11 protein-coding genes are annotated in these 11,867 nt (G+C 69.7%); 9 read left to right on the top strand and 2 right to left on the bottom strand.

Annotation, left to right across the window (positions count from 1 at the left end; genetic code table 11):
- Positions 1-7 precede the first annotated feature (7 nt).
- Entirely contained in the window at positions 8-1,456 is a 1,449-nt protein-coding gene (locus GLO27_RS02440; protein ID WP_021199688.1) for an NAD(P)H-quinone dehydrogenase, read from the bottom strand.
- Positions 1,457-1,504: 48 nt separating this feature from the next.
- On the opposite strand from GLO27_RS02440, the gene GLO27_RS02435 reads away from it, so the two are divergent.
- From GLO27_RS02435 to GLO27_RS02425, 3 genes are read left to right on the top strand one after another with little or no spacing between them, the layout of a single operon-like run.
- The gene (locus tag GLO27_RS02435; RefSeq protein WP_021199689.1) at positions 1,505-2,338 is read left to right on the top strand and encodes a purine-nucleoside phosphorylase; all 834 of its coding nucleotides are present in this window, start codon (positions 1,505-1,507) and stop codon (positions 2,336-2,338) included.
- Positions 2,335-4,005 (top strand): phospho-sugar mutase, encoded by a 1,671-nt coding sequence (locus GLO27_RS02430; protein ID WP_167253428.1) that lies wholly within the window; start codon positions 2,335-2,337, stop codon positions 4,003-4,005. The genes GLO27_RS02435 and GLO27_RS02430 overlap by 4 nt, the downstream gene beginning before the upstream one ends.
- Positions 4,006-4,007: 2 nt before the next feature.
- Complete coding sequence (locus GLO27_RS02425; protein ID WP_029260575.1) at positions 4,008-4,271, top strand: HPr family phosphocarrier protein; 264 nt, start codon at positions 4,008-4,010, stop codon at positions 4,269-4,271.
- Between the two features lie 11 nt (positions 4,272-4,282).
- Here the strand turns inward: GLO27_RS02425 and GLO27_RS02420 are convergent, their stop codons facing one another.
- Complete coding sequence (locus GLO27_RS02420) at positions 4,283-6,205, bottom strand: PRD domain-containing protein (RefSeq protein WP_029260574.1); 1,923 nt, start codon at positions 6,203-6,205, stop codon at positions 4,283-4,285.
- A 166-nt stretch (positions 6,206-6,371) separates the two neighbouring features.
- Between GLO27_RS02420 and GLO27_RS02415 the strand changes: the two genes are divergently transcribed.
- From GLO27_RS02415 to GLO27_RS02390, 6 genes are read left to right on the top strand one after another with little or no spacing between them, the layout of a single operon-like run.
- Entirely contained in the window at positions 6,372-6,689 is a 318-nt protein-coding gene (locus GLO27_RS02415; protein WP_031207284.1) for a hypothetical protein, read from the top strand.
- Entirely contained in the window at positions 6,686-6,964 is a 279-nt protein-coding gene (locus tag GLO27_RS02410) for an HPr family phosphocarrier protein (protein WP_021199694.1), read from the top strand. The genes GLO27_RS02415 and GLO27_RS02410 overlap by 4 nt, the downstream gene beginning before the upstream one ends.
- Positions 6,961-8,646 carry a phosphoenolpyruvate--protein phosphotransferase gene (gene ptsP, locus GLO27_RS02405; protein ID WP_167253426.1) on the top strand — a complete coding sequence of 562 codons (1,686 nt, stop codon included), beginning with the start codon at positions 6,961-6,963 and terminating at the stop codon, positions 8,644-8,646. Before GLO27_RS02410 ends, ptsP begins: the two co-directional genes overlap by 4 nt.
- The gene (locus tag GLO27_RS02400; RefSeq protein ID WP_029260571.1) at positions 8,643-10,277 is read left to right on the top strand and encodes a PTS mannitol transporter subunit IICB; all 1,635 of its coding nucleotides are present in this window, start codon (positions 8,643-8,645) and stop codon (positions 10,275-10,277) included. The genes ptsP and GLO27_RS02400 overlap by 4 nt, the downstream gene beginning before the upstream one ends.
- Positions 10,274-10,708 (top strand): PTS sugar transporter subunit IIA, encoded by a 435-nt coding sequence (locus GLO27_RS02395; protein ID WP_167253424.1) that lies wholly within the window; start codon positions 10,274-10,276, stop codon positions 10,706-10,708. Before GLO27_RS02400 ends, GLO27_RS02395 begins: the two co-directional genes overlap by 4 nt.
- The gene (locus GLO27_RS02390) at positions 10,705-11,862 is read left to right on the top strand and encodes a mannitol-1-phosphate 5-dehydrogenase (RefSeq protein ID WP_167253422.1); all 1,158 of its coding nucleotides are present in this window, start codon (positions 10,705-10,707) and stop codon (positions 11,860-11,862) included. The genes GLO27_RS02395 and GLO27_RS02390 overlap by 4 nt, the downstream gene beginning before the upstream one ends.
- Positions 11,863-11,867 lie beyond the last annotated feature (5 nt).

The following is an 11,867-nucleotide window of genomic DNA, read 5'->3' as shown; positions in this document are numbered from 1 at the left end:
CCCGGGATCAGGAGATGTTCACGAGATGCATCGCCCTGCTCGCATCGGTGATGCTGCTGGAGAGCGAGGGGTATGCCGCGAAGACCCGCGAGACCTGGTCGACCGTGAGACGGCGTTCGACCGCGACCGCGATCGGGTAGATCAGCTCCGATGCCTTCGGCGCCACGATCACGCCGCCGATCACGGTACCCGATCCCTTGCGCGCGATGAGCTTGACGAAGCCATCCTTGATGCCCATCATCTTCGCGCGCGGGTTCGCCGCGAGCGGGAGCTTGTAGACCAGGCCGTCGGCCACACCGTCCTCGACATCCTTCTCGCCGTAGCCGACCGTGGCGATCTCGGGCGCGGTGAAGATGTTCGAGGTGATCTTGATCTGTTCGAGCGGGATGACGATGTCGCCGAGGGCGTGGAAGACGGCCGTGCGCCCCTGCATCGAGGCCACTGAGGCCAGCGGGAAGAAGTTCGTGCAGTCGCCGACCGCGTACACGTTGGGGACCGAGGTGCGCGCGACCCGGTTCACCCGCACGTGTCCCGACTCGTCGAGCTCGACACCCGCCTCCTCTAGACCGATGCCTGCGGTGTTCGGGATGGAACCGACCGCCATCAGGCAGTGGCTGCCATCGACCGTGCGCCCGTCCGACAGGGTGACCGTGACCCCGTCATCCGTGACCTCGACGCGGTCGGCACGGGACTTGGAGAGCACCTGCATGCCCCCGCGCTTGAAGACCTTCTCCAGAACGCTCGCCGCATCCTTGTCCTCGCCCGGGAGCACCTGCTCGCGGCTGGAGATCAAGGTCACCTTGGCACCGAGGTTCATGTAGGCGGAGGCGAACTCCGCACCGGTGACACCGGAACCGACCACGATGAGGTGCTCGGGGAGCGCCTTCATGTCGTACAGCTGCGTCCACGTCAGGATGCGCTTGCCGTCGGGCTTGGCCGAGTCCAGCTCGCGCGGAGAGGCACCGACCGCCACGATGATCGTGTCGGCCTCGACCCGATCGAAGTCGGTCCCGCCCTGGCCCGTCGACACGATGATCGCGGTGGGTCCCTCGAGGCGACCGTGACCGGAGAGGATGCGTACGCCGGCTTCGAGGAGCGTCGCACGCATGTCCTCGGACTGCTGACCCGCCAGCGCGAGGAGCCGCTTGTTCACGGCGGCGAGGTTGATCGCGATCTCGGGCTTGAGGGGTCGCGAGTGGTCACCCTTGGCGTAGAAGTTGACCCCAAGGTCGCTCGCCTCGGAGATGGCGACGGCCGCATCGGCGGTGGCGATCAGGCTCTTCGAGGGCACGACGTCGGTGAGGACGGCGGATCCGCCGACTCCCACGCGCTCGACCAGGGTGACCTCGGCCCCCAACTGGGCTGCCGCGAGGGCCGCCTCGTAGCCGCCGGGACCGCCGCCGAGGACGGCGACGCGCTGAGTGCGCTCGAAAGTGGTGGAAGACATGGAATCCATTCTCGCGCAATCCTGGCACCCGAGCCTGCACCTTCCTAGAGTGGATCCATGCCCGAAACGCACAGCAACCCCCTCGACGACCCGACCGCGAACCCGTTCGAGGTCGCCGCACAGGCCGCCGCCGACATCGCCCGTCTGACCGGCGTCGAGAAGCACGACATCGCCCTCACCCTCGGCAGCGGCTGGGGCAAGGCCGCGGACATCATCGGCGAGACCGTGGCGACGATCCCCGCGACCGAGGTCACCGGCTTCTCCAAGCCCGCGCTCGAAGGACACGTCGGTACGCTGCGCAGCATCCGCACCCCCGACGGCAAGAACGTCCTCGTCATCGGTGCGCGCACCCACTACTACGAAGCCCACGGTGTGCGCCGTGTCGTGCACAGCGTGCGCACCGCCGCCGCGACGGGCGCCAAGATCATGGTGCTCACGAACGGCGCCGGCGGCATCCGCGAGACGTGGACGCCCGGTCAGCCCGTGCTCATCAGCGACCACATCAACCTCACCGCCGACTCTCCGCTCGAAGGCGCCACGTTCGTCGACCTCACCGACCTCTACTCGAAGCGTCTGCGCGAGATCGCCCGGACGATCGACCCGATGCTCGACGAGGGCGTCTACACGCAGTTCCGCGGCCCCCACTACGAGACGCCGGCGGAGGTGCAGATGGCGAAGCACATCGGTGGCCACATCGTGGGCATGTCGACCGCGCTCGAGGCGATCGCCGCCCGCGAGGCCGGCATGGAGATCCTCGGGTTCTCGCTCATCACCAACCTCGCCGCCGGTATCCAGCAGACACCGCTCAGCCATGCCGAGGTGATCGAGGCCGGGCGCGAGGCCGAACCGGTGATCTCCGCGCTTCTGGCCAGGGTGGTCGAGGCCCTGTGAGCGACGAGCGGCTCGCCCAGGCCCGCGCCTGGTTGCGACAGGACCCCGATCCGCAGACGCGCGACGAGCTGGCCGGCGTGATCACACGTGCCGCCGCCGGCGACCGAGAGGCCGTCGCCGACCTCGACGACCGCTTCCGCACTCGCCTCGCCTTCGGAACCGCGGGTCTCCGCGGCGAACTCGGCGCCGGCAGCAACCGGATGAACCGGGTTCTCGTCGGCCAGGCCGCAGCCGGCTTCGCCGCCTACCTGCGCGAGAAGTCGCACGGCGCGACCCCGACGGTCGTGATCGGCTACGACGGGCGCCGGAACTCCCGCGTGTTCGCGACGGACTCCGCCGAGCTGTTCGCCGGAGCCGGTCTGCGGGCGATCCTGCTTCCCCGCCTGCTCCCGACGCCCGTCCTCGCCTTCGCCGTGCGCCACTTCGGCGCCGATGCCGGCGTGATGGTGACGGCGAGCCACAACCCGCCGAACGACAACGGTTACAAGGTGTACCTCGGTGGCGCCGACCAGGGATCCCAGATCGTCGCCCCGGCGGACGCCGAGATCGCCGCGCACATCCAGCGCATCGCCGACGCGGGCTCCATCACCGCGTTGCCGCGCTCCACCGAGTATGAGACGGCCGGCGAAGAGGTCGTCGAAGCCTACATCGCGGCAACCGTGGCCGTGGCGCCAGCACCCGCCGGGACGACCGGGATGCGGTGGGTGTACACCGCGATGCACGGGGTCGGCTGGGAGACGCTGTCCCGCATCGTCAAGGAAGCGGGATACCCGCAGCCGTTCGTCGTCGACGAGCAGCTCACCCCCGACGCCACGTTCCGCACCGTGTCGTTCCCGAATCCGGAAGAACCGGGGGCGATGGATCTCGCGTTCGCGCGCGCCCGACGAGTGAAGGCCGACTTCATCCTGGCGAACGACCCCGATGCGGATCGACTGGCCGTCGCGGTCCCCGACGACTCCACCCCCGACGGCTGGCGTCGTCTCACCGGCAACGAGGTCGGTCTCCTGCTCGGCGCGAGAGCCGCACGCGCGGCGGCCGGCACACCGGGCGCCTCGCTCGCGTGCTCTCTCGTCTCCTCCCCCGGCCTCGGCGCCGTCGCCGCGCATCACGGGTTGGACTTCCACGAGACCCTCACCGGCTTCAAATGGATCTCCCGGGCACCGGGTATCGTCTTCGGCTTCGAAGAGGCTCTCGGCTACCTCGTGAATCCGGAGACCGTGCGCGACAAGGACGGGGTGTCGGCGGCCGTCGCCATCCTCGGCCTCGCCGCCGAGGCCCGCGATCGCGGAGCCACGCTCGTCGATCTGCTCGACGAGCTGGGTGAGACGTACGGGCATTTCGCGAGCGGTCAGGTGTCGGTGCGGGTCGAGGACCTCGCCGTCATCGGCTCCGTGATGCTCGCGCTGCGCACACTCCCGCCGACGCACATCGGCGGCCGATCGATCGCCTCGGCCGAGGACCTGCTGCAGGCCGCACCGGGTCAGCCCTCCGGAGACGTGCTGCGGTACCGTCTCGGCGACGGCTCCCGTGTGATCGTGCGCCCCAGCGGGACCGAGCCCAAGCTGAAGGTCTACATCGATGCGAGGGCGGAGTCGGCCGAGAGCGCACGTGACGCCGTCGCGGAGCTCGAAGCGGGCGTCCGCGCCCTCCTCGACGAACGCTCCTGAGCATGCCGGTCCGACGCCTCATCGTCAGCGCGCACAACGGGGTTCACGCGCGTCCGGTGGCCGAGCTCGTGCGACTCGCGCAGTCGCACGAGGCTCCGGTCACCCTGCGCACGGCCGACGGCACGACCGTCGATCTGACGAGCGTGCTGGCGGTCATGGACCTGGGGATCGCCTCCGGGGACTCCGTGGTGATCGAGACGGCGCCCTCCGCGACGGCGGAGGCCGTTCTCGACCAGCTCGCGGAGGTACTCGCTCCCCGCGGGTGACCGCTGCGCCGTCAGCCGTCGATCACAGCGACGAGCTCATCGAGGAACGCCTCGAACGTCGTTCCCTTCCGGACGATCCGCTGCACGCTCTCGCGTTCGCTGAACACTTCGACGAGCTGTTCGAACACGGTCTGGAACGCCGCACGATCGCTCTCGCTGAACGCGGCGAGCGCGACGACCTGCACGCGTCCGCCGCCCCAGGCCGCTGAGCCGTCCGCGACGCCGATGGCGATCGCGGTGCGGGTGGCGGTCATCTGGAGTGCGTGGGGGACGGCGAGTGCATCGGTGAACGCCGTCGACGACATCCGCTCCCGCACGATGGTGTTCTCGACGTAGTCCTCGCCGATCAGGCCGGCCTGCACCAGGAGACCGCCGAGACGACGGATGATCGTCTCCTCCCCCTCATCGGGAAGCGGGAACACGTACGCGTCGGCGAGGAAGTAGCGGGCGAGTTCGCCACGGAGCCGCGTGAGACGTCGCCCCCGGCGCACCCGGGCGGCCGCCTGCTGGATCCGGTCGACGTCGGCGTCGGTCAGGAACGGCTGGATGCGCACGAATCGGTCGCCGGACGACCCCGGTTCGATCGTGCTGAGCACGAGGTCGGTGTCGAAGGACGCCCAGTCGGGATCGACATTGGTCACGACGGTCGTGACCTCGATCGCCGACCCCAGGGAGCGGTCGACGCTGGAGCGGAGCAGCTCATGCAACTCGTGATAGCCCGGGCAGACGATGGTGGCGGTGAGGATCGACTCGGCCTTGCGGCTGCGTTCGAGACGCCCACCCACGTGCATGGCGATGTAGGCGATCTCGTCGTCGTGGATGGGTGTGCCGACCCGGTCGTGCAGGCCGCTGGCGATCGAGACGGCCACCTCGAAGATCATCGGGTACGTCGTCTTCAGCGACCGGGTGAGCGGATTGCGGGTGAGGGCGCTCTCTTCGGCGCGGCGCAGCAGATTCTGCACGTGCAGGGCGAGACGCAGCACGAAGGTCTCGTCGACGAGGTCGACCTGGAAGTCCTCCGCCGCTCGGGCGATCTCCGCGCGTACCGCGGCCTCGACTTTCGGATCCACGCCGCTGCGTGCGACCTCACGCGTCGCGTCCTCGCCCGGCGCGACGATGCGGGTGAGCACGAGGGATGCGAGATGACCGCTGTCCCCCTCGCCGAGGACCACGGAGAAATGCTCGAAGGCGAGGCGGGCGATGACGGTCCCGACGCGCGGGATCTCCTCGCGGGTGCCGGCCGGGGTCGATTCGAGGGTGTGTCCAGCGGCGACCCGCTCGGCGGCGATCGCGATGTGCAGCAGCACATCGGAGATCGCGAGTTCGTTCACGTAGTAGCCGAGCTCACCGAGTTCGCGCACGAGCGCGGACTTGAACGGCCCGACCGCGCTGGCGGCCACCGCCGATCCGGAGAGCGCCCGACGGAATGTCTCCGGATGGAACGAGGCGTCGTCCATCTCGTCGTGGGCGAGCCTGCTGAGCAGGCGGCGCTGCGCCGTCTCGTTGCCGCGCAGTCGCACGGTCTCGCGCTCGCGCTCGAGCACGAGGTCCGTGCCGTCGAGCAGACCCCGCACGCGCACCAGGTCCGCTTCGAGCGTCGCCTCGCTGACGTGCAGATCCTCGGCGGTGTCGAACACGTCGATGCCTCCGTGCTCGTCGAGCAGGAGCCGCACAAGCGTGTGCAGACGGTCGCGGGGGGCGGAATCCCCCGTCTGGCGCATCCGCAGCGCGCCACGGGCGCCGGATCCGGCGCGGTAGCCCGCAGGACCCGACTCGATCACCGCGGCCCCGGGCGTGCGGGCGTTCAGCGCCGCGACATAGGAGCGGATGCTGCGCGGGGTGACGCCCATCAGGTCGGCGAGGCTCGCCGCCGTCGCCCACCCCTCCTGGCGCAGCAACGCCGCGAGGAGCTGGTCCTGGCGCTGGCGCGACATGATCCTCCCCTTCCGCGTGCTGACCGCACTGTCTCGACGTGTTCTCCATGATGTCAGGTGCCCGGCGCCCTCGGGCGGAAGGGCCTGTTCCGCAGGGGCGGAAAGGAACGTGTTGGCGCGCACCCCTCCACCGTTCCCAGACTGTTCTCAGGAAGGGTGGGCATCGATGAGGATTCTCGTGGTGTGCGGTGCGGGAGCATCGAGCACGTTCGTCGCGCAGCGGCTCCGCCGTGCGGCAGCCGCGGCCGGTCTCGATTGGGACGCGGCGGCCGGCATGGAGAGCTCCGTCGCCGGATCCGACCATGACCTCGTCCTCGTCGGCCCTCATCTGAGCGACCGCCTCGACGCCATCCGCGAAGGTGCGCGCGCGCCCGTCGCGGTGCTTCCGGACGACGTCTTCGCCGATCTCGACGGCTCGCGCACGCTCGACCTCGCCCTATCGATCCTCGCCGCCGCCGGCGAAACCCCGAAAGGAACATCATGACCGCCACCCGCACCGTTCGGATCGGCTCCTCGCACGGATTGCACGCCCGCCCCGCGAAGCTCTTCGCGCAGGCCGCGAAGGATTCCGGCATCGCCGTGACGATCGCCAAGGACTCGGGCAAGCCGGTCAACGCGGCGAGCATCCTCGGGGTCATCGCCCTGGCCGTCGAGCACGGCGACTACGTGACGCTCACGGCCGACGGCGAGGGCGCCGAGAACGTACTCGACACGCTCACCGAACTCCTCACCACCGACCACGATCAGGACTCCGCATGAGCGAGCTCCGGGGAGTGGGGATCGGTCTCGGGGTCGCCCAGGGGCCGATCGTCCGCATGGCCGAGGCGATGCCCGCTCCGGAGAACACACCCAGCACCGCGGGTGCTGATGCGGAACGCGCCCGAGTCCGCGACGCCGTCTCCACCGTTGCGAACGAGCTGAACGAACGGGGCGAGGCCGCCGGCGGATCCGCGCAGGAGGTGCTCGAGGCCCAGGCCATGATCGCCGAGGACCCGACCCTCCAGGACGAGGTCGACAGCCGGATCGACGCGGGCGCGACGGCCGAATGGGCTGTGCACGATGCATTCGCCGGATTCCGCGCCACGCTCGAAGCCGTCGGCGGCTACCTCGGCGAGCGCGCAGCCGACCTCGACGACATCGCGCAGCGCGTGCTCGCACGCCTCCGCGGCGTCGACGCCCCCGGCGTTCCGAACCCGGGACACCCGTTCGTCCTGGTCGCACGCGACCTCGCCCCCGCCGACACGGCGCTCCTCGATCTGGAGCAGGTGCTCGCGCTGATCACCACCGATGGCGGCCCGACCTCCCACACCGCGATCCTCGCTCGGGAGAAGGGCATCGTCGCGATCGTCGGAGTCGCCGACGGCGAGATGCTCACCACCGGCGAGACCGTGATCGTCGACGCGGCCAGCGGCGTCGTCACACGCGAACCGACGGATGACGAGAAGGCCCGAGCCACGGAGCGCGCAGCCGCTCGCCAGTCGGCCGACGCGGCCCCACCCACTCCCGGCGCTCTCGCCGACGGCACGCCTGTCGCGCTGCTCGCGAATCTGGGGAAGCCTGCAGACCCGGCCGATGCGGTCGTTCGGGGGGCCGAGGGCGTCGGGCTGTTCCGCACCGAGTTCCTGTTCCTGTCCTCGGCGCAGGCACCCACCATCGCGCAGCAGCGCGAGTCGTATCGCGAACTGCTGGCGGCGTTCCCCGGCAAGAAGGTCGTGGTCCGGATGCTGGATGCGGGCGCCGACAAGCCGCTGGCGTTCCTCAACGACGCGCATGAGGAGAACCCGGCTCTCGGTCTTCGGGGCCTGCGAGCGCTGCGCGCGAGCGAGGACATCCTGCGCGAGCAGCTCACCGCGCTTGCGGAAGCCGATGCCCAGACGGAGGCGGACCTCTGGGTGATGGCCCCCATGGTGGCGACGGTCGAGGAGACGATCTACTTCACCGGCCTCGCTCGGGAATACGGGCTGAAGACCGCCGGCGTCATGGTCGAGATCCCGGCGAGCGCCCTGCTCGCCGACCGCGTTCTCGCCCATGCGGACTTCGCGTCGATCGGTACCAACGACCTCACGCAGTACACGATGGCTGCCGACCGCATGCTCGGCTCGGTCGCCGGCTTCCAGGACCCCTGGCACCCCGCCGTCCTGCGCCTGGTGCGCGAGGTCGGCGATGCGGGCGCACGTCTCGGCAAGCCCGTCGGGATCTGCGGCGAGGCCGCGGCCGACCCTCTCCTCGCCGTGGTGCTGGTCGGGCTCGGCGCGACCAGCCTCTCGATGGCACCGTCGGCCCTCGCCGACGTACGACACGCGCTGTCCGAGCGCACCCCGTCCGAGGCGCGGAGCCTCGCCCAGGCCGCCCTGGCTGCCGACGACGCCTCCTCCGCCCGAACCGCCGTGGCGACGCTCGCCGCGGAACTCCCCCTCCACAAGAAAGAGACGACATCATGACGACGACGTCACCTGCCGCCACGAAACCCGGCGGCCTCCGCGTAGGAGTGCAACGCTTCGGCACATTCCTCTCGGGCATGATCATGCCCAACATCGCGGCCTTCATCGCCTGGGGCTTCATCACGATGCTCTTCATCCCGGCCGGGTTCTTCGGCGCGGACAGCCCGTTCGGCTGGCACTGGGTCGGCGTGTCCGAGATCATCGGCGGGGGCGGCGACTCCGCCATCATCGGGTGGCAGGGTGCCATGACCGCGGTCGCCGAGGGTGACAACGGGAACATCCTCGCCTACGTCGGCCTCGTCGGACCGATGGTCACGTACCTGCTTCCACTGCTCATCGCGAACACGGCCGGCCGCATGGTCTACGGCGAGCGCGGCGGCGTGGTGGCCACCATCGCCACCGTCGGCGTGATCGTCGGCACCAACATCCCGATGTTCCTGGGCGCCATGATCATGGGCCCGGTCGCCGCGTGGATCACCAAGCAGATGGACCGGCTGTGGGAGGGCAAGATCCGTCCCGGTTTCGAGATGCTGGTGAACAACTTCTCCGCCGGCATCCTCGGCATGCTCCTCGCGATCGTCGGCTTCTTCGCGTTCGGTCCCGTCATGCTCGGCATCAGCACCGTCCTCGGCGGCGCTGTCGACTGGCTCGTCTCGCTGAACCTGCTGCCGCTGGTGTCGATCATCGTCGAGCCGGCGAAGGTGCTGTTCCTGAACAACGCCATCAACCACGGCGTCTTCACCCCGCTCGGGATCGAGCAGGCGGCGGAGACCGGCAAGTCGATCCTCTTCCTCATCGAGGCCAACCCTGGCCCCGGCCTCGGCCTGCTGCTCGCCTTCACGTTCTTCGGCGTCGGCGCGGCGAAGGCCTCCGCACCGGGTGCGGCGATCATCCAGTTCTTCGGCGGCATCCACGAGATCTACTTCCCGTACGCGCTGAGCAAGCCGACCACGATCCTGGCCCTCATCGCGGGTGGCGCGGCCGGCGTCACCACGAACATGGTCCTCGGCGGCGGCCTGGCATTCCCGGCCGCACCGGGAAGCATCATCGCCGTGACCGCGGCTGCCATCGGACCGGGCGTCGGCAACCTGCTGGTCGTGTACCTGTCGGTGATCATCGCCGCCACCGTCACCTTCCTCATCACCGGCGTGATCCTGCGGGCCTCCCGCAAGCGCGATCTGGAGGCCGAGGGGGACGCCTTCGGTGACGCGATCGCCCAGACCGAGGCGAACAAGGGCAAGTCGTCGGCCGCGATGGACGCGCTGCGCACGTCGACCGCGACCTCGTCCCCCGAGGCGGCTGCCGCCGCGAGCACGACAGTGATCGCCGCCGCGCCGATCGAGCGCATCGTGTTCGCCTGCGACGCCGGCATGGGCTCGTCCGCCATGGGCGCCAGCGTGCTGCGCAACAAGCTCAAAAAGGCCGGCATCGAGGACATCACGGTCACCAACCAGGCGATCGCGAACCTCGACGGAACAGCCGACGTGGTGATCACGCAGCAGCAGCTCACCGAGCGCGCAGAGGCGAAGTCGCCGAACTCGGTCCATGTGTCGGTCGACAACTTCATGAACTCGCCCAAGTACGAAGAGGTCGTCGAGATGGTGCGTGAACAGCGAAAGGAAAACGAATGAGTGTTCTCAGCCCCGAACAGGTCCGCGTCCACCCCGGAGGGGCGTCGCGCGACGAGGCCCTCCAGGAGGCGACCGACATCCTGGTCGCGGCCGGAGCCGTCACCCCGGCCTACGTCGACGCGATGCGGCAGCGCGAGGAGACCGTCTCGACCTTCATGGGGAACGGGCTGGCGATTCCGCATGGCACCAACGACGCGAAGGACACGATCCTCGCATCGGCCCTGTCGGTGGTCCGCTACGACGGCGGTGTCGACTGGTCCGGTGACCCGGCCACGTTCGTGATCGGCATCGCCGGCGTGGGTGACGAGCATCTGGAGATCCTCTCCCGGATCGCGATCCTGTTCTCCGAGGAGGACGACGTGGCCCGGCTCTCCGCTGCGCAGACCCCGGAGGAGCTCTACGCCCTCCTCTCGGAGGTGAACGAGGGATGAAGGCGGTCCACTTCGGGGCGGGCAACATCGGGCGCGGATTCGTCGGTCTGCTGCTGCGCGAGGGCGGGTACGAGGTCGTCTTCTCGGACGTCGCCGACGCGCTGGTCGACGCGATCAACGCGGTCGACTCGTACACCGTGCACGAGGCCGGCCCCGGAGGGACCGATCACGTCGTCACCGGATTCCGTGCCGTGAACAGCCGGACGGACCCCGCCGCAGTGGCGGAAGAGGTCGCGTCGGCCGACGTCGTCACCACCGCCGTCGGACCGACGGTGCTGCGGTTCGTGGCCCCGTCGATCGTCGCGGGACTGGCCCTGCGCTCCCCCGCCGCCGCACCGCTGCAGGTGATGGCATGCGAGAACGCGATCGGCGCCACCGACCTGCTGCGCCGCGAGATCGTCGCCGCAGCAGGAGCCGATGCCGAGACGCTGCTGACCAGAGCGGTCTTCGCGAACACCGCCGTGGATCGCATCGTGCCGGCGCAGCCGGAGGGATCGGGCGTCGACGTGACGGTCGAGCCCTACTTCGAATGGGCGATCGAGTCGGGACCGTTCGGCGGAGAGCTGCCGAGAATCCCCGGCGCGCACTTCGTCGACGACCTGGCGCCGTACATCGAGCGCAAGCTGTTCACCGTGAACACGGGGCATGCGGCAACGGCATACTTCGGGGCCCGTGCGGGCATCGAGCGCATCTCGGATGCCCTGGCCGATCCGACGATCGCCGCGAGCGTCTCGGCTGCCCTCGAAGAGACGTCGGCCGTGCTGGTCGCCGAGCACGGCTTGGACCCGGAGGATCTCGCCGCCTATCGCGCGAAGATCCTCGACCGGTTCCGCAACCCCGCACTCGTCGACACCGTGCAGCGGGTCGGACGTCAGCCGCTGCGCAAGATCTCGCGTCACGAGCGCTTCGTGGGCCCCGCAGCCATGGCCGCGGAGCGCGGACTGTCCACCGAGGCCCTGGTCGCCGCCGTCTCGGCAGCGCTCGAGTTCGACGACCCGGCCGACGAGCAGTCGGTCGAGCTGCAGCAGATGCTGCGCGCGGAGGACGCCGCAGGGTTCACCACGCGGACGACGGGCCTCGACCCCGAGCATCCGCTGTTCCCGCTGATCCGGGATGCCGTCACCGCCCACCAGCAGCACATCGAGAGGGCCTGAGCCGC

This window comes from Microbacterium sp. Be9 (assembly GCF_011754135.1).
GTDB lineage: Bacteria > Actinomycetota > Actinomycetes > Actinomycetales > Microbacteriaceae > Microbacterium > Microbacterium maritypicum_A.
The sequence above is the reverse complement of the archived record's forward strand: the minus strand, read 5'-3'. Positions and strand labels throughout refer to the sequence as shown.

Bases quoted from the DNA above. Each gene is read 5' to 3' on its own strand.
- GLO27_RS02440 (WP_021199688.1), bottom strand. From the start codon at position 1,456: ATGGATTCCATGTCTTCCACCACTTTCGAGCGCACTCAGCGCGTCGCC.
- GLO27_RS02435 (WP_021199689.1), top strand. From the start codon at position 1,505: ATGCCCGAAACGCACAGCAACCCCCTCGACGACCCGACCGCGAACCCG.
- GLO27_RS02425 (WP_029260575.1), top strand. From the start codon at position 4,008: ATGCCGGTCCGACGCCTCATCGTCAGCGCGCACAACGGGGTTCACGCG.
- GLO27_RS02420 (WP_029260574.1), bottom strand. From the start codon at position 6,205: ATGTCGCGCCAGCGCCAGGACCAGCTCCTCGCGGCGTTGCTGCGCCAG.
- GLO27_RS02415 (WP_031207284.1), top strand. From the start codon at position 6,372: ATGAGGATTCTCGTGGTGTGCGGTGCGGGAGCATCGAGCACGTTCGTC.
- GLO27_RS02410 (WP_021199694.1), top strand. From the start codon at position 6,686: ATGACCGCCACCCGCACCGTTCGGATCGGCTCCTCGCACGGATTGCAC.
- ptsP (WP_167253426.1), top strand. From the start codon at position 6,961: ATGAGCGAGCTCCGGGGAGTGGGGATCGGTCTCGGGGTCGCCCAGGGG.
- GLO27_RS02400 (WP_029260571.1), top strand. From the start codon at position 8,643: ATGACGACGACGTCACCTGCCGCCACGAAACCCGGCGGCCTCCGCGTA.
- GLO27_RS02395 (WP_167253424.1), top strand. From the start codon at position 10,274: ATGAGTGTTCTCAGCCCCGAACAGGTCCGCGTCCACCCCGGAGGGGCG.
- GLO27_RS02390 (WP_167253422.1), top strand. From the start codon at position 10,705: ATGAAGGCGGTCCACTTCGGGGCGGGCAACATCGGGCGCGGATTCGTC.